This window comes from candidate division TA06 bacterium (assembly GCA_004376575.1).
Taxonomy (GTDB): Bacteria; Hydrothermota; DG-26; order E44-bin18; family E44-bin18; genus E44-bin18.
The window spans coordinates 20,993-41,980 of the sequence record SOJN01000108.1; the positions used below are offsets into that span (position 1 = coordinate 20,993).

17 protein-coding genes are annotated in these 20,988 nt (G+C 50.9%); 12 read left to right on the forward strand and 5 right to left on the reverse strand.

Features of this window, described 5'->3' with window-relative positions; genetic code table 11:
• Positions 1 to 153: 153 nt before the first annotated feature.
• From E3J62_09280 to E3J62_09295, 4 genes are all read right to left on the reverse strand, one after another.
• Positions 154 to 513, reverse strand: a complete 360-nt coding sequence (locus E3J62_09280) for an MGMT family protein (protein ID TET44837.1) — start codon at positions 511 to 513, stop codon at positions 154 to 156.
• Positions 514 to 594: 81 nt separating this feature from the next.
• Entirely contained in the window at positions 595 to 1,152 is a 558-nt protein-coding gene (locus E3J62_09285) for a manganese efflux pump (GenBank protein TET44838.1), read from the reverse strand.
• A 280-nt stretch (positions 1,153 to 1,432) separates the two neighbouring features.
• Complete coding sequence (locus E3J62_09290; protein TET44839.1) at positions 1,433 to 3,475, reverse strand: T9SS type A sorting domain-containing protein; 2,043 nt, start codon at positions 3,473 to 3,475, stop codon at positions 1,433 to 1,435.
• A 56-nt stretch (positions 3,476 to 3,531) separates the two neighbouring features.
• Entirely contained in the window at positions 3,532 to 6,387 is a 2,856-nt protein-coding gene (locus tag E3J62_09295) for a T9SS type A sorting domain-containing protein (GenBank protein ID TET44840.1), read from the reverse strand.
• A 515-nt stretch (positions 6,388 to 6,902) separates the two neighbouring features.
• Between E3J62_09295 and E3J62_09300 the strand changes: the two genes are divergently transcribed.
• From E3J62_09300 to E3J62_09355, 12 genes are all read left to right on the forward strand, one after another.
• Positions 6,903 to 8,162: a T9SS type A sorting domain-containing protein gene (locus E3J62_09300; GenBank protein ID TET44841.1), complete on the forward strand. Its 1,260-nt coding sequence runs from the start codon at positions 6,903 to 6,905 to the stop codon at positions 8,160 to 8,162.
• 655 nt (positions 8,163 to 8,817) lie between these two features.
• Positions 8,818 to 9,141: a hypothetical protein gene (locus tag E3J62_09305; protein ID TET44842.1), complete on the forward strand. Its 324-nt coding sequence runs from the start codon at positions 8,818 to 8,820 to the stop codon at positions 9,139 to 9,141.
• On the forward strand, positions 9,128 to 11,152 hold the full coding sequence (locus E3J62_09310) for a V-type ATP synthase subunit I (GenBank protein ID TET44843.1): 2,025 nt from the start codon (positions 9,128 to 9,130) through the stop codon (positions 11,150 to 11,152). The genes E3J62_09305 and E3J62_09310 overlap by 14 nt, the downstream gene beginning before the upstream one ends.
• Positions 11,152 to 11,634 (forward strand): V-type ATP synthase subunit K, encoded by a 483-nt coding sequence (locus tag E3J62_09315; protein ID TET44844.1) that lies wholly within the window; start codon positions 11,152 to 11,154, stop codon positions 11,632 to 11,634. The genes E3J62_09310 and E3J62_09315 overlap by 1 nt, the downstream gene beginning before the upstream one ends.
• An 8-nt stretch (positions 11,635 to 11,642) precedes the next feature.
• Entirely contained in the window at positions 11,643 to 12,230 is a 588-nt protein-coding gene (locus E3J62_09320) for a V-type ATP synthase subunit E (GenBank protein ID TET44845.1), read from the forward strand.
• A gap of 6 nt (positions 12,231 to 12,236) precedes the next feature.
• On the forward strand, positions 12,237 to 13,262 hold the full coding sequence (locus E3J62_09325) for a V-type ATP synthase subunit C (GenBank protein ID TET44846.1): 1,026 nt from the start codon (positions 12,237 to 12,239) through the stop codon (positions 13,260 to 13,262).
• Positions 13,263 to 13,279: 17 nt separating this feature from the next.
• The gene (locus E3J62_09330) at positions 13,280 to 13,615 is read left to right on the forward strand and encodes a V-type ATP synthase subunit F (protein ID TET44847.1); all 336 of its coding nucleotides are present in this window, start codon (positions 13,280 to 13,282) and stop codon (positions 13,613 to 13,615) included.
• A 17-nt stretch (positions 13,616 to 13,632) separates the two neighbouring features.
• Positions 13,633 to 15,396: a V-type ATP synthase subunit A gene (locus tag E3J62_09335; GenBank protein ID TET44848.1), complete on the forward strand. Its 1,764-nt coding sequence runs from the start codon at positions 13,633 to 13,635 to the stop codon at positions 15,394 to 15,396.
• A gap of 11 nt (positions 15,397 to 15,407) precedes the next feature.
• A complete protein-coding gene (locus tag E3J62_09340) occupies positions 15,408 to 16,814 on the forward strand; it encodes a V-type ATP synthase subunit B (GenBank protein ID TET44849.1) in 1,407 nt (468 codons plus the stop codon).
• Positions 16,815 to 16,830: 16 nt separating this feature from the next.
• Entirely contained in the window at positions 16,831 to 17,427 is a 597-nt protein-coding gene (locus E3J62_09345) for a V-type ATP synthase subunit D (GenBank protein TET44854.1), read from the forward strand.
• 308 nt (positions 17,428 to 17,735) lie between these two features.
• Entirely contained in the window at positions 17,736 to 18,080 is a 345-nt protein-coding gene (locus E3J62_09350; protein ID TET44850.1) for a hypothetical protein, read from the forward strand.
• Between the two features lie 26 nt (positions 18,081 to 18,106).
• Positions 18,107 to 18,352 carry a hypothetical protein gene (locus E3J62_09355; protein ID TET44851.1) on the forward strand — a complete coding sequence of 82 codons (246 nt, stop codon included), beginning with the start codon at positions 18,107 to 18,109 and terminating at the stop codon, positions 18,350 to 18,352.
• Here E3J62_09355 and E3J62_09360 read toward each other — a convergent pair.
• On the reverse strand, positions 18,330 to 20,988 hold a 2,659-nt coding region (locus E3J62_09360; protein ID TET44852.1), incomplete at its 5' end, for a tetratricopeptide repeat protein. The two genes, E3J62_09355 and E3J62_09360, sit on opposite strands and share 23 nt — an antisense overlap.

Sequence of the window (20,988 nt, forward strand, 5' to 3'; positions counted from 1 at the left end):
GACTTCGCGACGGGCTTCGCCAGTTTGCGGTTGCTTGGGTTTTCCAATTTCGAAGGTTGGGTTGAGGGATGAAAGGAATTTCGTAATTTCGAAGGGGCGGAGAAAGGGGGCTGGGAATTTCGTCATCCCTGGCCGTTTGCCCCGCAGGGGCAGTCAGAACGTGAGGGTGGGTTTCCAGAGGTGGCGTTTCAGGTCGACGCTGTCATCTTCCTTGAAGACTATTCCTTCTTCTGCCAGGAGCTTCTTCTGAAGCTCACGCCCGTGCCCCGGTTTCAGAGATATGCCACCTTTGCTGTTTACTACCCGGTGCCAGGGAAGGTCATGCTTCTCCGAAGATGAATGCAGTACGTAGGCTACCTGGCGAGCCGCCCGGCGATTGCCGGCATAGCCCGCAATCTGCCCGTAGGTCGCCACTTTCCCCTCCGGAATGCTTCTTATCAGATTCACCGTTCTATCATAGAAAGACTCTTTCACATTGCCTCCCTGGCAGACCAGACATCCTGAACAAACCATCAGCTGTCTGCCAAGCCGAAATCAGCTGGCCGTGGGCGTGGAAACCACGCCCCTACAACATCTTCCGTACGCTCTCCATTCTCAGGTCAGGTGTTCGATCAATATCTTAATCCCGATTCCAATAAGAATCAACCCACCAACGATTTCGATCTTGTTCTCGAAGATATGTCCCAATCTGCGGCCAAGATAAGCTCCCGTAAAGGACAGTAGGAATGTGACCATTCCAATTATCAATACGGGTGCAACAATTGACACATCCAGCAGGGCAAATCCAAAACCCACTGCAAGTGCATCAATACTTGTGGCAACCGAGAGCATCAAAAGAACACGAATACTCAAATATTCATTCTTGCTGTCATCTGGCTTCATCTTGGTCGATTCATATATCATCTTGACGCCTATAAGACTGAGAAGTGAAAATGCAATCCAATGATCTATTCCGGCAATGAATCCCCTTACAGTCAGCCCTGATAACCACCCCACCACCGGCATGATTGCCTGGAATACTCCGAAGGACAGCGCTATTCGAAAAGCATGCTTTACCCTGAGCTCTCTTATTGCCGCGCCACTTGCCACGGCCACCGCAAAGGCATCCATCGCCAACCCAAATGCTATAAATATGATGCTAACAAGGTCCATATGCAGCTATCCCGGTAATGTCCTATACCCTTGATGAAGCATAGCATCAAGCAAGGACTCGTGCCATCTTTTCCTTTATCTCATTCTGGTGTCAACAGGGGAGAGCTTTTGTTTTGGAGTTTACCGAAGGGTGGTGTGCTTACATGCCCGGTAGGGGCGTATTGCAATACGCCCCTACAAATTCCTCATTGCTCGACCAAAGGCAGAATGGCCGAAGGTCCAAGTCTGCCTGCGCTGTCTCAGGGGATCCGGTTGATGGGTGGTTCAGAGGACAGGTGTATTACCGTACCAAAACCAGTTTTCTTGCCAGGTTGTGGTTGCCGGCAGTGAGTCTGTAGATGTAGATTCCCGAAGGAACTTCTTTTCCAGATTGGTCGCGACCGTCCCAGTTAACGCTGTGCCTGCCAGCACTGACATGATCGTCCAGAAGTGTGCTGACCATTCTTCCGGCTACATCATATATTGACACAGTTGCGTGCGTAGGCTCAGGAACATTGAACGAAATCGCTGTTTGGCCCCTAGCAGGATTCGGCCAGTTCTGCCACAACAAATACATCTTTGACTCTGAAGACAACCGCTCCTTCAGCCTCTCTTCCACGCCCACACTGCCAATGCCGAACCAGGCCAAAATCCTGGCTACCAGCACGTCCTGCGAGGTCGTATCTACTGTTCCATCGAGATTCACCAGGTCATTGAAAGGCCAGTATAGAAAGACTATCTTGTGGCCCCCTGGCAGGCTATATTTGTATCCCGACATTTCACTGGACAGATCGTAGAATATACCACTGGCATTCAGGTCGGTCGAGTCAATCTCACAAGAGCCTGCGTAATTGTAACCGGGACCGACCCAACTGTATGGATAGCTGATTATGGGCCAACCGGCAAAAGCACCACTTATGGGGTCTCCGGGCACCCCGTAATACGTTGAGATTGTATCCACTGCATAGTCATCCACCCCGCCCATCAGGTGGAGATAATCGTGACAGAACTCACCGGGCTGTGTAGCATAACTGCCCCAACTGTACCCGAAACCGCCGGCTGGCAAATCCTGTGAGCTGACCCACAAATACCCTCCATCGTTCAGAAACTCGGCAACGCGCAGCGTATCAGCCACAAAACTGTAATCGCCTGAGCCATCCCAGGTGTTCCACAATATTGCCTTATATCCGAAATGAATAACAGAGGAGTCAGGAAGGCCGTACTGGTCAGCTTCCCAGAAATCATACACTGAATCTGGAACAACAGCATCTACAGGATCGTGGCCATTGAAACCGTAATAATCGTCGTTTACGAAGAGGAGTTCGGCTGTGGACCGGCCCACGCGTATCACATAAGTCCAGGGAGCGGTCACACTCTCTGCGCCCTGAAGGTCAACAGCACTGATGGAATACTCTACGGTATCATTTGCTGTCGCTGACGGCAGAAATCCTGCCCAAGTGCCATCTTCGATTGTGCCGCTAACAAGGAACATGGAGAGGGTGTCTTCGGGGCCACCGTTAACGCCATACAGTATTCTGGCCTCATCTACCCCGACCGACTCAGCAGGGACTCCGATATCTGTGATATGGGCGGTCACATATCTCGCATTCAGAGAATATGTATCAGGAAGTTTCGTATGAGATTCAATTGTTGGGTAGGCATTCTCATAAATGCTCACGAGAGCTCTGATGTAGACGTGATGCCAGCTTGAATACCAACCTCGCGGCCCCCCACCCACAGGTCTTTCCATGAGAGTATGGTAGGGCGGATCAATACCTGCATCAATGATTGGTAGAGGAGCTCCATCACTCAACAGTACATAGCCGCCCACAAATATGTCCGTGCCCACGTCGGGTGGTGAGCCCATTTCAAGGACCTGCCAATTGTGACCGTCATTGTACAGGCCCACAGAGTCCTCGAAGAGCACATCAATGGGTCTCGGACCTGGGTTGGATCCACCATGGTACTCCTCGTAATCATTGAGAAAGTCGATTGTGTCCGGAGCATCTGCCGCAAACATATCGAAGTCACCGGCGGTGTGCATTAAGAAGTGAACCTCCAGCAAAGTACACCTTGCCGGAGACTCAAACCAAACCAGCATGGTGTCTCCTAAATGCAACCCTCCCAGATAATTGGCCTCGGCACCGGTGTCGTAGTAAATCCAGTAGTCAGCGCCGAGTGTATTGGGGAAATGGGATTCACCGCCTTTAATCGGGATAGCATCGCTCGGGCCTGCCAAGGGCTTTGGGGACAGGAAAACCTTGTTAGATGCTCCCAAGGTGATCCCGGCCGCCAGGATTGCTGCAAGACTGAGTGATAGCACTATGAACAGCCTTTTGCTCATCTTTTCCCTCCTGTTGTTGATCTTGAATCCAAAAGTAAAGTCATTGCAGGATATGTTTACTTCATCAGCACCATCTTCCTTGTAGCGACCTGCCCTCCGCTGCTCAGCCTGTAGAAGTAGATGCCACTCGATACTGACTGACCTTTCTCATCTCTTCCATCCCAGGTCAGAGTGTAGTAGCCCGGCTTCTGTTTTCTATCAACAACGGTACTCACCAATCTACCGGCGACGTCATAAACCTTGAGGCTGACCTTTGTTTCAGCCGAAACTACGGAGTAGCGGATGGTCGTGGCAGCAGAGAAAGGATTAGGATGATTTTGGGAAAGATGGAAGATAGACAGACGTGGTGCATTTGAATGCTCGCTAATTCCAGTGGTGATGAACTGGTATATGTTACCCCGACAAGGAGGACAGTCTCCACTCTCATACACTGTCCATACCTCTCCAGGCTCAGGCCTGACCGACCAGTTCATAGGGAAGCCGTTATTTGTATAATACCTCACCCCGCACACATAAATCATGGTCCGAGGAATCCCCATGTCTGCTGTCATGTATCCCTCATACACAAGAGGAGGCACCAGAGAGCGGGGGCCAAACGACCAGGAATCCCCCCACAGGCTATCGTAGGATACTCCCGAATCATTCCCCATATCATGGAACTGAGCTGTCAGAGTATCCGGGCTTCCGTTGTAGTATTCCCATCTTATCTCAAAAGACGTCGCCCCGTGGAAGGCCCATATCTTTTCAGGGACTATCCCCTCAACTGAGAGATTACCCTCGGGATAAGGAACGCCGGGATCAACGGTGACCGTGATGCTGTCAGCAGTGAAGCTCGCGGAATTGATAACGGCATCAATCTCGAGGCAGACCCCATCAAAGTAAGGGGAGTACCTCACCACTGGAGTCGAATCAAGGGGAACCGGTAATGGGTAGTCATCGAGAAGCTGACTACTGGTTGTAAGGTTCCAGACATCGTATGTGTAAATTGCACTACCAGGATCTGTTGAGTCGGGATAGATGGTCCCGAACCGAACTTCATAGAGATGTCCAGTAACATCCTCAGGACGAACCACTCTTGGCGTTATGGTAATGGTATTACAGGAGCCAGCAGTGTGATCGACCTGCCCACCTGGTGAATGTGAGTTGTTGACTGTGAAAGACCCTGCTGAAATGTCGATATCTGTCAATGTCATGTCAGAGGCAATAACCTTCACCAGACAACTGTTCAAACCGTTTGGAAATCTTGAAGTATCCCATTCATAGACACTGTCATTCGGTTCACCGGAAGCGATTTCCATCCAGGTAAGCCCATTATCGTTACTGCAGTGAAGGTCGATGTATAAAGTGTCACCATCAGGATCTCTCGCCCACCAGGTGATCTGCTGTACTCCATTCCACACCTCGCCACCATTTGGAGATGTCAAACCAACATATGGAGGGCCATTGCCCGGGTTGTCTATCAGGAACTCGCCGTTCGACCAGTCGTATCCACATCCCACTTCATTGCAAGCAGCGACCTGCAAGAAGTAGAAACCATCTGGCACAGTGCTTGTGTTCCAGGTGTAACTGCTGTCATCGACCTCCCCAACAGCAATAGTGTCCAGGGAGAGCCCGCCATCCGGGCTCACTACAATGTCAATGACAAGAGGATTGCCTGAGGAGCGAGATGTGCACCATTGAACATCATGAACACCCGACCAGACCTCTCCCCCGTTTGGAGAGATGACCTTCACCCCGTGGAGGTTCAGGCCGTTGTCCCAGATGATCTTGGCACGATCCGCTTCATTTTGCAGATACCAGAGCCCTCCTGTATTCCCGTTGGAGTACATGACAGCCACTGCAAAGGTGTCCACCTCACCGGGCTCGAGGACAAACGGACCAGCAGAGACGACCATTCTCTCATCTTCAGGCTCAGTGTCAATGCTGTCTGAGAACGGCCCATAGACATAGTTGAAGTCGTAGCCGGCCATAACAAGAAATCTCTGGATGTCATTGTTTGCATCAACATTCCTGTTGAATTCCTTGAACGCAGTAAGAACCAGATGTTCACCGGGGTAGATTATTGTATCCGGGTTGGCCGGGTCCTGACCTACATACACGGTGTCGGAAGCCTTGGGTCCCCCAAGGAACACGTGGGCAACATAATAAGGAGGTGGAGCGTCCCAGCCCACCTCCTGAACAGGTGTAAATGTGTAACCCAGGCTCCGTCTCCGGTCAAGGCCCACCAGGTCATTGTCTGCATCTCCCACATCCAGGTCAGAACCAATCCCCACATACATGTTTGTGATAGGAAAAGTGGTGTCGTTCTTGAGGGTATACACAAAGAAGATCATATCCGCTCGGAGAGACTCACGCCAGGCGACACTGTGCCTGGTCACAGTTATGGGGAGAGGTTCTTCTCCGGGTCCCTGTACACTAGGGTCGTGGCCGTTGAATTCGGCCCAAGTGTCCTCATCTCCCATGATTATGGGTTCACCCAGTGAATCCCTATCCGGCCAGTTTGCAAGGTCGTCAGGATCCCAACTCAAGTAGACCTTGTCCTCTGGTCGATTCGGATCATAATGAGGCCCTGGCATAAACTCCTGGCCTGAACCAACGGTGTTGTAGCCATTGATTACAATGGTGTCGCCGTCAAGAATTGCAGCAACCCATATGCCGGCGCCGAAAGTGTACGGGTTACCGGACCCCTTCGGCCAGTCATCACCTGCACTGCCCGCCATGTTCTGACCGAATTGACCGAAGTTGGTCAGGGGAATTGATATTCTGTTGGTCTCCTGATATTGGAGGTCGTAAATCAGGATTTGTCTGCCTGGATTCACCCTGCCGGCACGAGCCGAAGATGACGCCGGAGACACGCAGATGGCAAAGACCATGGCTGCGCCAAGTATCAATCTGACCCATTTGGCCTTCATCAGATTCCTCCTTTTTTGTCATATACCCCATGTCAGAACACAGCAGTATCGGGGACCTTCTAGAAATGTCTTAGCTATGCGATTTCAGGTATCGGAAGAAGTCATCGTTCGCCCGTCTGCGCCGTTTTTGGACCTTTATCATAGGGATGAAGATAGGGTACTGTCAAGGGCAAAATGGGTATTTCTTGCACCCATCCCCCGGACCACACACACGAAATTGGCAAACTCCCCACGCCTCGGCAATTCACAGTTTGCAGTTTGTCTTCAAGCAGTCAATTCTTGGGTTGACAGGGGTGCGGATAAAAGCAATAATTCAAGCGCAAGGTTACTACACAAGCTTTTGCGAGAATCAATTCAGCCTCCTGGCGCAAGGAGGTGGTGAATCGGGCTGAAACTCCCTATAATTAACGAGATGAATCCGAGTAGCGTTTGCGTTTTTCTCCTGGTTTGGGTTGGAAGAAGAAGCAAAAAAGCAATCCGTCCTCTCTGAAGAGGCGGACATTGCGAGGTGTGAAATGAGAAAGCCAGTTCTCTTTTTGCTGCTGACAGTGGCAAGCATTGCGGTGATAGGTTTTCTCGCGACGCTTGACTCTGCCATCGCATCCGAGGATGACACCGCCAGCAGGAGGGCATATCTCGAGAAGGCATTTGAGACCGCTAATGTTTTCCCGGGCGCAACGGTGGAAGATTTCCTTTACCCGGAGCCAGGAGAGGAAAAGCCTCTCTTTGCCCCCCAATATGAGCCATGGGTTGAGGTCTTCAGGTTCCCCATTATTCAAAGCCTCTACGCCGTGGGCGTGGCTTACAACAAAAACGCCGATGAAGACCTGCGCTACATAGTGTCGACCGGGATTGACCCGCGACCCATGTTCCGGTTCTACGACAAAGATGGAGAACAAACCCGCACCTGCGACCAGCAGAACTCCGCTGGCTGGGGGTTGAGGGACCTGGCGTACGACGAGAGCAGAGACGAGTTCCACGGCGGGGGACATCAAGTTTATAGGCGCCAGATATTCCTGGACAACTGCCGTGACAAGTGCGATGTCAATCTCCCCCAGCTACCCAATCACTACGGAACTGCCCATCATGAAGTCGACGGCGGTCCCGACACTGTGTGGTCCCACTACTGGGCAACCGACTTCGTTGGCTACGCTGTCAGTCGCCCATCCTGCACATTCGAACACCTGGGCACTCTAATGAGCAACATGGATCGCGGTGTTAGGTATGGAATCGCCATTGATCAGTCAGGAACTACCGGGGAGCCCTGGGTTCTCTGGATCTCGTATCAGACTGGGCCGGGAGGGAACCGTCTGGAAGCCAGGAGAAGGAATGGCACGGTGGCAGGTTACCAGTCTCTCCCCGGAATCGCCGGCGGAATCGATTTCACCGATGATTGGGAGGGAACGGGGAAGCCAGCCATCCTATACCTGGACCAGGGCAATCCTGACCATGTTGTTGTCCTCCAGCCCCCCGAGACCGGGGTTGCCGATGTGCATAAGGACGAGAGACCTGTCGCCTTTCTGCTTTCTCAGAACAGACCGAATCCTTTTGCGCAAACCACCACTATATCCTTCAATCTCCCTGTGTCAGGTCACGCAACGCTAAGCATCTACGACATATGCGGACGGCTCATCACGACTCTTCTCGATGAAGAAATAGAGGTAGGCCCGAGTTCCGCCACTTGGGATGGCGAAAGTGACGCTTCAGGAATTTACTTCTACAGACTCGGCTGGAGCGGACACTCCCTGACCAGGAAGATGCTTGTAGTAAGATAGTACAGATTCAAAGAATCTGCCTCAAGAGAGGCATGTCAGTAGCACGCCTCTCCCCACTCACGACCATAACCTTCGAAATTCCCATCACTCGCTCCCCGCCCTCGAAATTCCCCTCAACCCTTCCCCCAACCCCCGAAAACAGACCCAAACCTCCATGCACCTTCGAAATCACGTAATTCCCAGAGACCAAAAGTTTATAAGTTTGGCTCTTCTCCAATTTAGTTGGCGGTAGTGCTTGGCAATGGGGTGCTATGTTTTTGTTTGCCATTGGGATTGGTCTACCGCACTCTTTTCTGCATCTGTTCTGATGTTGCGTCTGACTTTTCTCTTCCTCCATGTGATACCTGCGCCGTTTTCCTGGAAATGGGCGCTAACCTAGCGCGCCGCAAGCGGCGCTACTCCATACATTCAGGAGTAGCCGCCTGTCCTTCGCGTAGCCGGAGGGAGCTTGCCTGCCCTGTCCGACGGGGCTCGGCGCCACAAGCAAGGGTTCTCCGTATGTTCCCCAACTCCTCCCTGTCATCAACTTTTTCGGAGAAGAGCCATAAGTTTATGCCTGTCCTCATACGGGGTTTCTGACTTTGTGAAAAGACTCACAAACTGCTTGACATCACCGTGAGGCTTAGCATAATATGCCACAAACAGGAGCAGAAAAATGCCCGTACAACTGATAAAAAAGATAAAAGAAGCTGAAGCAAAAGCTGATGAGAGAATCAAACAGGCCAAAGAAGAGGGTGCGAAAATCGTCGCCGAAGCTGAAAAAAAGAGCCAGGAGACGGTGGATGTTGCGCACAAGACTGCGAAGGAGACTATAGAAAAGGCAGTCGCAGCAGCCAGGGCAGAAGGGGAAAAAGAAGCTAAGTCTCTCTGGGAAAAGGCGAAAAAAGACATACAGCAGCTTGAAAAGAAAGCAAGGAAGAACCTGGATAAGGCGGCTGAGAGGGTCGCAATGGAGATAGTGGGCCGTGAGTCTGGTTAAGATGCAGAAAGTCCTCCTTCTCGGCCATAAGTCGGAGAAGGAACAGTTGCTTAGAACACTCCAGGAAGCAGGTATACTCCACCTCTCAAGCCTCAACGAAGAAGAACTCGCGAAGGAGATACCGGACCTTGTGCCCGGTGAAGCCATTCCGGGAAAAGAACTCGAATCTCTGGTGAGCGACCTGAACGGTTCCATCAACTACCTTTCCATCTATGCAAAGCCGGCAAGCCTCATGGAAGGGATCATTCCCAGCAAACTTGAGTTCAGCCAGGAAGAGAGCAACGAGATAATAGAATCCTACGACGCGTCGGAAACCATCTCCAAGTGCAATAAGATGTTGAAGGAAAGAGAAGCCTTGAATACAAAAGAAAATTCACTCAACGCGCACATAGGCCTCCTATCCAACTGGACTGGGCTGGATGTTGACCTCGAGGATGTAAGAAGCACTAAGAGAGTGGCAATAATGCCAACAACTATCCACACAAAACTGACTCGTGAAGAACTGGAGGTTGAGTTCAGTTCATCACCGGTTGACATGGAAATCGTACATGCTGAAACCGGAAAAGTGAATTGCATACTCGCCTACGCTAAGGATGACGAGATTGAGTCAAGAGATTTCCTCAAAGGATTCGACTCTGAGACAGTCGATCTGACCGGCCTGAAGGGGACGCCAAAACGGATCATCGACGACGCACACAAGGAATTCCTCTCTGTCTACAAGAGGAAGCAGGACCTGGCAGATGACTCAAAAGAACTTGAAGCCGAGAGAAAGAAGCTGCTGCTTCTATACGATCACTACAACAGCCTCATGGAGACGAAGCAGGCCGAAAGATTCTCGCTTGACACCAAGAACGCCTTTGCCTTGACAGGATGGATAAGACGCACGGATAAGAAGAAACTCAATTCTATCGCGGACAGCTTCGAGTCTGTGTCCCTAAGCGAAGCAGAGCCGGACAAAGGAGAAGATCCACCGGTAGAACTTATCAACTCAAGGGCCTTCAGGCCCTTCGAAACCGTTACCGAGCTCTATTCGATGCCCAGGCACTTCGAACTTGATCCGACTCCCTTGCTTGCTATCTGGTTTGCTCTCTTTTTCGCGCTGTGCCTGACAGACGCTGGGTACGGACTGATTCTGGCAGCCATTGCCCTCATCATGATGCCCAGAGTCCAGGGAAACAAAAGAATACTCTGGCTACTGTTCACAGCAGGCGTCACTACTATACTCGTTGGCGCCCTAACAGGTTCCTGGTTCGGCGACCTCGCCGATTACACCAATGTCCCTGCTCTTCTGAAGTTCCGTCATGCCGTGCAGCTCTTTGATCCCATGGAGAGCCCCATAGTCTTCTTCAGACTTGCTCTTGGATTAGGCGTCATCCACGTCTTTTTTGGCCTCGGTATAAGGATATACCAGGACATAAAACACCGGGCCTATCTGGACGCTTTCGCCGACCAATTCCTCTGGTTGGTCTGGTGGATTGGTGTTATCATGTTACTTTTCTCAACCGACCAGGTAGTGAAGCTTGCCCTCTCTAACCGTGTACTGCTTCCTGCGTGGATGGCCCGGCCTGGAATGATAGCAACTGGTGTAGCGTCTGTGCTGATCATGCTTCTGGCAGGAAGGAAAGAGGAGACCTTCATCATGAAGGGGCTCATGGGTGTCATGCGCCTGACAGTTCTTGGGGGAATCTTCTCATTTCTAGGCGATTTTCTCTCGTATCTAAGGCTCATGGCCTTGGGCATGACCACTGGTGGCATCGCGATGGCGATAAACGCAATATGCCTGAAGGCGCTCCCTATCCCCAAGTTTCTTGGTGTGCTGATCTGGATCCCCATGACTCTCATGCTGGGCGTCTTCATAAATGTTCTGGGAGGATATGTCCATACTCTCAGACTGCAGTACGTTGAGTTTTTCCAGAAGTTCTACACAGGAGGCGGGGAGCCATTTAGACCCTTCGCCAAGAACTTCAAGAATACGCTCGTAAAACAGGTACCACAAACTGGAGGTGATTGATGTTTGATCCCCTTGGACTGACACTGGCAATAGCCGGTGCAGCTCTCGCGGTCGTTTTAGGAGGCGTAGGGTCTGCCAAAGGTATTGGTACAGTCGGTCGTACAGCGTGCGGAGTCCTGGCCGAACAGCCTGAGAAATTCGGCTCGCTCTTGATCCTAGTTGTGCTGCCCGGAACCCAGGGGTTCTATGGATTTCTGGGCGCATTTCTCGTAATGATGAGGCTCGGCGTCATCTCAGGTGACATCCCCGCCATCACGACGTTGCAGGGGTTGCAGGTAATGCTGGCCTGCGCGCCCGTGGGCTTTGCAGGTCTCGTCTCTGCCATACATCAGGGTCTGGTCTGCTCGGCTGGTGTGAACCTTACTGCCAAAAGAGGTGATCAGGCGATGAAAGGCGTCATCTATGGCGTCATGGTCGAGACATACGCGGTTCTTGGCCTTCTAATCACCATTCTGCTTCTCATGGGCATCAAGTTCGGTTGAGGTTTGACATGGCTGAAAAGGTCGTTTCGAAAATAATCAACGAGGCGGATGCGAAGGCAAAGGAACTAGTAGCCTCCGCGAGAACACAGGCTGAGAGAATTGCCAAGCAGGCCTCTCATGAGTCTGCCAGAATCGCTCAACAGGCGAAGGAAGCCTCGGCGAAAAGAGCCAGTGAGGAGAAACAGAGAGTTCTGTCTTCAGCAAATCTGGACATTCGGAAGGCTATGCTCGAGAAGAAGCAGGAACTGATGGATGAGGCCTTCCAGAAGGCAATAACCCGGCTGAGACAGAAGAACAAGAAAGAATATGTCGACCTCATAAAGGAACTTCTTCTAAAATCAGTGGAGACAGGAACAGAGGACGTGATAGTGGGCACTGCTGACAAGGATATCATCGACTCGAAGGTGATATCTGCGGTGAACAAGAAACTGGGGAGAAAAGGAAACCTGACCCTCTCAAAGACTTTTGGTTCAATGGCGGGTGGCTTCATTCTAAGAAGAGGCAAGATCGATACGAACCTCTCTTTTGATGGACTGATAGAGCTGGCCAGAGAAGGTCTTGAGACCGAAGTGGCAAAGATACTTTTTGAAGAGTAGGAGACGATGTACACGAAGTATCCTGGATTCGCTGCCGAAGACGCACGATACGCTTATGCAGTCGGCCGAATAAGAGCGCTTGAAACGAAACTGCTGGATAGACAGCGGTTTGACAGGATGCTGGACGCTCAGTCTGCGGATGAGGCCTTGCATGTGCTTCAGGATACAGATTATGGAGTCCACATGGGTGAGCTCAAAGGTGCCTCAGAATATGAGAGAGTCCTTGCTGCTGAGCGGAGAGTTGCGTTCGACCTATTCGAAAAGCTTTGCCTGGATAAACCTGCACGCTCGATGTATTTCTCCAGATTTGACTTCCACAACATAAAAGTCCTGTTGAAAGCGAGAGCGACGGAGCAGGATTTCAGCGGCCTCCTCTCATCACAAGGTGAATTCGACCACTCAGAGATGATGGATATCTTCAGCGAGGAGAGTTTTGAGAAACTCCCCCAGCATCTGGGCGAGGCAGCTCTACAAGGAATGGAAGCCTTCCAGTCATCAGACAGCCCCAGACTTCTGGATATCGCGGTGGACGATTTAGAGCATGAGTACAGGCTGAATCTGGCCTATCAGTTGTCAAACGATTTTCTCATAGGCCTCCTAAGGCTCAAGGCCGACATCCATAACATCTTGACATTGTACAGGACAAAGTGGCTTGGTGAAGATTTCAGACTTTTCGAGACTGCAACTCTCTCGGGCGGATTTTTGGAAAAAGAGAGACTGAGGCACGCCTTCCAGGAACCCTGGGAAGGAATGCCTGCCAGGTTCGCAGTCACCCCCTACATAGAGATAATTGAGGCTGGCGGCTCAGACGTCGTCGCTAACGGCTCTTTCTCCAAGCTGGAGAAGGCCGCCGACGATTATTTGATGGGATATCTGAGGCTCACGAAGATGGTCACATTCGGCATCGAGCCTCTCTATACATACTTGCTCGTGAAAGAGAACGAGGTAAAATCGATACGTATGGTGATGGTAGGAAAACTATATGGAATCCCCGGGCAGATGATAAGAGAGAGACTGCCCATTATGTTCTAACATAGGTAATGTAGAAGATGGAACCAAGAATAGAAGGCAAGATAGCTGCAATCGGCGAGAGAGATCTGATTCTGCCTCTAAAGGCTGTGGGTGTAGACATCTTTCCCACTGGTAGTCCGCAAGAGGCAAGTTCTATCGCACGGAAACTGGCGAAGGAGGATTATAGCATAATCATGGTCACTGAAGACCTTGCAGCTGAGATGCACGAGGTTATGATAGCGTACCAGGGTCAGCCTGTGCCGACCATTCTACCCATACCCTCAATTGCTGGTTCAGCAGGTTTTGCCATGAGCAGATTGAGGAACGCCATAAAGAAGGCGGTAGGAACAGACATTCTAGCTGAGAAGAAATAAACAACAGGAGACTCAATATGCAGGAAGGAAAAATCATAAAGGTTTCTGGACCTCTGGTGGTTGCGGAAGGGATGAGCGGCGCACGAATGTACGACGTTGTAAGAGTGAGCGAAAAAAAGCTTGTCGGTGAAATAATTGAACTAAAGGGCGATCTCGCTTCCATCCAGGTCTATGAGGAAACTGGCGGCATCGGCCCCGGTGAACCGGTATATTCGACCGGGAAACCTCTATCGGTTGAACTCGGACCAGGACTTGTGGAATCGATCTATGATGGGGTCCAGCGTCCACTGGATATCATAAGAGACATGGTGGGCGAGAACATCACAAGGGGATTAGACGTACCTGGTTTGGACAGGAAGAAGAAATGGCACTTTGAGCCTGTTGCCACCAAGGGGCAGAAAGTTCAAGCAGGAGACTTTCTTGGTAAGGTAAAAGAGACAATCCTTGTAGACCATTTCGTGATGGTTCCCCCGAATGTCGAAGGCGAGGTCGTGGCGATAAAAGAGGGCGATTTTACTGTCGAAGAAACGGTCGCGATCCTGAAGAAGGACGGCAAGAGAAAAGAGCTGTCCATGTTGCAGCGGTGGCCTGTGAGGATACCAAGGCCATACAAGGAGAAAATGGCTCCCCAGGAGATGCTTTCTACCGGGCAGCGAGTCATAGACATGTTCTTCCCCATCGGCAAGGGAGGCACGGCGTGCTGCCCTGGTCCGTTCGGCTCTGGCAAGACTGTGATCCAGCATCAGCTTGCGAAATGGGTGGACGCAGACATAATCCTCTTCGTTGGGTGCGGAGAGCGGGGTAACGAGATGACCGATGTGCTGATTGAGTTCCCCGAATTGAAAGATCCTCGCACCGGAGAGCCCTTGATGAAGCGGACGGTCCTTATTGCAAACACTTCAAACATGCCGGTCGCTGCGCGTGAAGCATCTGTATATACGGGGATGACCATCGCCGAATATTACAGGGACATGGGATACTCTGTCGCCCTTATGGCAGACTCAACATCGAGGTGGGCCGAGGCGATGAGAGAAATCTCCGGGCGACTTGAAGAGATGCCTGGCGAAGAAGGATATCCCGCTTACCTGTCTGCCAGGATAGCTGCATTCTATGAGAGGGCCGGAACCGTGATCTGCCTGGGCAGCGGAGAGAGAAAAGGAGCTCTTTCTGCAATAGGAGCAGTCTCGCCGCCGGGCGGCGACCTATCTGACCCTGTGGTTCAGGCCACACTGAGAGTCGTGAAGGTCTTCTGGAGCCTCGAAGACAAACTGGCTTACAGAAGGCACTTCCCTGCCATCTCGTGGCTGAACAGTTATTCTCTCTACACGGAAAGCCTCAAGGACTACATCAAGAAAGAGCTTGCTGAAGATTTGCCTGACTTACAAGCAGAAGCGATGAAACTCTTAGAACAGGAATCTGAACTTGAAGAGATAGTCCGGCTTGTGGGTATTGATGCCCTTTCGGCTGACGACAGGCTTGTTTTAGAAGTTGCACGCTCCATCAGAGAAGATTTTCTCCATCAAAATGCTTTTCACGAGATTGACACATACACATCCATGGAAAAGCAGAGGGCCATCCTGCACACCATCCTGCGCTACCATCAAAAGGCGAAGGAAGCAGTGAAGAAAGGAATATCTATCGAGGACATATCCTCAATACCGGTCATGGAAAGGGTGGCGAGAGCGAAATATCTTTCTGAAGATAACGTGGAAGATATCACAAAGCTGGGCGAAGAAATAGACAAGCAGATCGACGGTCTCATTACCAAGTCAGTAGCTTAGGGGGATTCATAATGCTCAAGGAGTACAAGACAATAACGGAGGTATCCGGCCCACTCATCCTTGTGGAGGGGGTCGAAGGTGTCAAATACGAGGAACTGGTCGAGGTTGAGCTCGCCTCAGGTGAGACGAGGAGGGGGAGAGTTCTTGAAGTAGACAGGGATAGGGCCTTGGTCCAGATATTCGAAGGGACAAGAGGAATAGACGTCCCCGGGTCAAAGATAAGGTTTCTAGCCAGAGGCATAGAGCTCTCTCTGTCCAAGGACATGCTGGGCAGGGTCTTCGACGGCCTGGGAAGACCCATCGATGGAGGACCAAAGATAATCCCGGAAGAAAGGAGAGACATTGCCGGCGCACCACTCAATCCATATGCAAGAAACTATCCGAATGAGTTCATTCAGACAGGCATTTCATCAATTGACGGTCTTAACACTCTGGTCAGAGGGCAGAAGCTCCCTATATTCTCAGGCTCCGGCCTCCCTCACAACACGATGGCCGCACAAATAGCGCGCCAGGCGAAGGTCCTCGGCAAAGAAGAGTCATTTGCAGTCGTCTTCGGTGCAATGGGCATCACTTTTGAAGAGGCCCAGTTCTTCATCAAAGACCTGAAAGAGACAGGGGCGATGGAGAGGGCAATCCTTTTTCTCAACCTGGCAGACAACCCGGCAATAGAAAGGATAGCAACTCCACGCGTCGTCTTCACTGCTGCCGAGTACTATGCCTTCACCCTTGGCGCCCACGTCCTGGTTATCCTCACTGACATGACCAATTACTGTGAAGCTCTGAGAGAGATATCTGCTGCCAGAAAAGAGATACCGGGAAGAAGAGGGTATCCAGGCTATCTTTACACCGACTTGGCTACCATCTATGAGCGAGCAGGAAGGGTTAAGGACAAACCAGGTTCCATCACGCTCATACCTATACTCACCATGCCTGAGGATGATAAGACCCATCCAATACCAGACCTCACAGGATACATTACCGAGGGGCAGATAATTTTGTCCAGGCCTCTCTATAAGAAGAAAGTTGGTCCACCCGTTGACATAATGCAGTCTCTCTCCAGGCTGAAGGACAAGGGGATAGGAGCTGGCAAGACCCGAGAAGACCATTCCGACCTGTTCAACCAGCTGCTTGGATCGTACGCCAGAGGCAAAGAAGCAGAGGAGCTGACAGTAATCCTCGGAGAAGCTGCTCTATCCGACATGGACAAGCTGTACCTCGTCTTCTCCAGAAGCTTTGAAGAGGAGTACATATCGCAGGGGAACTATGACAACAGAAGCATAGAGGAGACTCTCGATCTGGGATGGAAACTCCTATCAATCTTCCCCGATGCCGAGTTGAAGAGAATAAGAGAAGAGTTCCTGGAGAAGTATATGCCGAAGTTCAGGAAAAAGAGCGAGGAGCTGAAGGTTGAAGCTTGATGTGAACTCCACCAGGATGGAGCTTTTGAGGCTCCGCAAGAGGGTGGTGCTCGCCCGAAGGGGCCACAAGCTCCTGAAAGACAAGCAGGATGAGCTTCTCCGCCAGCTCATGGACCTGGTGAAGTTGGTGACAGACTTGAGAAAGACCGTGGAAAAACTGCTGCAAGAGACCTCCCAGAGGTTCCTTCTGGCCAGAGCCACCATGGACCCCGAATCTGTTGAGCAGGCGATGCTCGTCCCGAGCAAGAAGCTTTCTGTCGCGGTCAAGAAAAGAAATCTGATGGGCGTGAGGGTGCCCGTATTCGAAGAGACTGTGTCTGGCAAGATACACTGTTATGGATTCGCGGCCACATCAGGCGAGTTGGACGCTTCCCTCGTCTCTCTTGACAAGGTCATTGCCGAGCTGCTCAGCCTGGCCGAAAAAGAGAAAACCCTCTTCATGCTGGCCACAGAGGTTAATAAGACCCGCAGAAGGGTGAATGCCTTAGAATACATCCTGATACCCAACCTCGATGAGACTATAAGACACATTACAATGAAGCTATCAGAAATGGAACGCGGTGATCTGGTCCGTCTCATGCGAGTCAAGGAAATCCTAAGACAAAAATCCTAAACCCGAATCCTAAATCCGAAATCTTAATCTTTAGACAACGTCCAATGACCCGAATCCCAAACTCAAAACGGAATCTGTTTTGGATTTCGATATTAGGATCTTGGATTTGAATCAGACCAAGTAGGGCGGGGAGACCCCGCCCCTACACTTGTTACCTGTTACCAGTCTTATGTCCTACGTCTTACAAATTGACCAATCTAGATAGTAGGATTTCGTATTTGTATTCAGGCTCCATGCTTAATACTTGACTACTGCAAGCTTTCCCACTAAAATATGGATCGGGCACGTCGAAAAAAAGGAGGCTGTCCATGGAGTTCCTACTGCTCGGAGGAATGATCCTCATAATGTCGCTTCTCAACAAAGTCAAGGCGATGAAGCAAGCCAATAAGGCGCTTGCGGGCCTGCAGATTCCCATAGGTATAGTCGTCTTCATCGTCGGATTGTCTCTTCTGGCTGGGCACGGGCCATATGGAGAAAGATTCCTTTTCGCCGGCCTGATGGGATTGGTAGCCGGCGTGTTTCTCCTCTTCAACCTGCTTAAACTGGTACCTACGGCTGAGGGGTCCGTGGACAAAATCTCTAATATCCTTGCCTTATTCCAGGTTCCTGTAGGAATCTTGACCATACTTGCAGTTCTCATAGATATGTTCTGATGGCTTAGGAAAGGAGACATCCTCACATGTTAGGATGGGTCTTTGTAATATGTGTCATCGCTACAGTCTCATTCGTCATGCACATAGTGGGTTGGTTGACCGGTTTCACGTACGACATCCGTGTACAAGTGATATGGGACATCCTTCTTTTGCTTGTGGCTCTAGGACTCCTCTCCAGGATTGTGATACTTCACAAGGAGGGAGAGAAAGAGGCTCTTTCTAAGAAGGTGAAGGAGCTGGAAGAGAAACTCAAGGCCCAAGAGACGCAGTAGAACCCCATATTCTCTCGTAGACCCACCAGCTGGCCAGGACGTTCTTGACATATACCCTCGTCTCGGGATAGGGTATCGATTCAATGAACTGATCCATGGGCGAGGTATCCCTCCTTTTCATCCACTGCCTCACGACATCAGGACCTGCGTTATACGCAGCCAAAGCCAGTTCAGGACTGCCAAATTGTTTTGTCTGTTGGAGAATGTAGTGACAGCCAAAAGAAACCGACGTACCGGGCTCGAACAGATCATCAACCTGGAAGTTATTTCTGCCCGAATGTCTTGCTATCACTTTGCCCGTAGTGGGCATTATCTGCATGAGGCCCATGGCGCCAACAGGAGAGACTGCCTCAGGCAAGAATGTACTCTCCTCTCTGATCATGGCAAGAATGAAAAGTGGATCCACGTCTTCTGTACCCAGGGCTTGAAGCGCAGAGGGAAGAAAGCTCAAAGGATATGCTATGCGAACCAGCTCATCAGGTACTTCCCCCGCACCAGCATCTCTGGCCATGGTTAGTATTCTCTTTGCCAGAGGAATTGCCTTGTGGTCGAGCCCTGAGCCAGCATAAGCCCTTGCCACAACATAGGTCTTGAGCGGATTGTGCGTGTCGATCTTTCCCAGTTCTCCCTCTCCCACATCATTCAAACCTGCGTCAAGGAGCTTGAGACCGCGTTCAAGTCTCAATCTTTCGTACTCGGAGAGAGGTGAACACTCGCCAGCCCAGGAGGAGATCCACGTTTCTACTTTTGAGTTCGTGAGCAGCAACACATGACCCTCCGCACCATTATCCCTCAGCTTGCTCCGTGAAAGGAATCCATAATAGCTAAAAGGACTGGACTTGGCTACCGAACCCCAATGCGTCAGAGAGAGTTCAAGGCTGTCAGCCTGCTCGAGGACCCTGGCAAGCCAGTATCTAGCTGCGGATCTAAATCCAGAATAAGGATAAAGATAAACAAGTTTGTGCAGAGCCTGATTGGCAACGTCGGGCCTGCCAAGTGCGATCGCTGCCATACCGGCGCGGTAAAGGGCGTTGTCCGCATAATCCCCATGACTAACCTGCATATAGGTTTTCACAGCCTGCTCCAGACTGTCACTTTCCTCCTGGATGAGCCCCCTTCTGTAGATGGCATCGTCCCACAAAGAGGAGACCCTGATCTTTGCCACTTTCTCGAAAGTGCTCTTTGCTTTTTTATCTTCTCCCAACCTGTCCTGGGCCTTGGCCAGTCCAAAGAGGTAGCGAGCACGTTCCTTTTCGGAAGCGACACTCCTTGCGAGCTTTTTGAAACTCAGTTCCGCTGCCGAATGCATGCGAAGTCTCAGATAGCATTTCCCAAGCATGTATCGGCCTTCCTTAACATACTTACCTCTGGGATAGGTTTTGGTGTAGGAACTGAGGTATCTCACTGCTCGTTGATAGTCACCCTGATAGTAGCATATTCTGCCGGCGTGATATAGTGTTCTTCCCTTTATCTTGGAAATGCCTTTGAGGGCATTGAGCGAAAGAAGGGCGTAACGGCTCCTGGAATGCTTGGTCATAACCTTCATGTATTGTTCTCTTGCCTTCACCCGGTCCTTCAGTCTTTCGTAGTCTCGACCTATGGAGTACATCATAGCAGCGGTCAGGCGGGGATTTCTTCTCATCATGTCATTTCGAAGGTGTATGGCCTTGTTGTATTTTCCCAGACCCTCATAACACGAAGGAATCATATCTTTAGCAAAAGCAACGTAGATAGATAAAGGGAAGTCGTCGATGAAGCTCCTAAATCCGGTCAGTGCTTCTTCGTATCTTTCGAGCTGATAGAGACACTTGGCTCTGTGATATGATGAATACTCATCGAATTCATCACCAGTTGAATGGAGTATGTTGAAATACTCGAGGGCCGACTCCCAGTCGTCCAGTTTTTCATGACAGTAACCCATCAGGAAGTCGTTCCCTCCGTTTCCGGTCAGGTGCTCTAGAGCCTTATCATACGCGCCGAGTTTGAGGTAGAGCTCGCCCATGAACAGCTCCAGTTCAGACAAGGCCTTCTCATCACCCACGAGGCCGCGCGCAGCCTCGAGTTCTGTAATGGCCTTTCCATATTCTCTCATTACGATATAGAGCCTGGCCAGATCTATCCTGGCGTCAACATCTGCTGGATTCAACTCCGAGGCTTTCTGGTAGTCGCGAAAGGCTAGAACATAGTCGCCTTCGGTTAGTGAATCAGAGCTTATGGGGGAGAAAAAGGGACCAACCATGTTCTGGCCGCTCCCTGTCACAGGTAGGAACATAATGGCTGTGGCCCATCCTATCATCACCAACCGCTGCACGAAGCACAATATAGACAACCGGTGCGTCTTTGTCAAACCTAAAACACACTGCCTCCCCCGCCCCAGCACCACACCGCACCCCCGAAATTCCCTTCCCCCCTTCCCCTCACCTTCGAAATTCCACACAACCCTTCCACTCACATTCGAAATTCCCACCTCATCCCTGCCCAACCTTCGAAATTGCGAAATTGGAAATGCTCTCCACACTGAGATTGCTTCGCCCCCTTCGGGCGCTCGCAATGACCCTCCTTCGCCCGTCGTGGCTACGGAGGGCAAGCATGTTTTTGGTACCTGGACGGGTTGAACCATATTGAACCGGAGATGG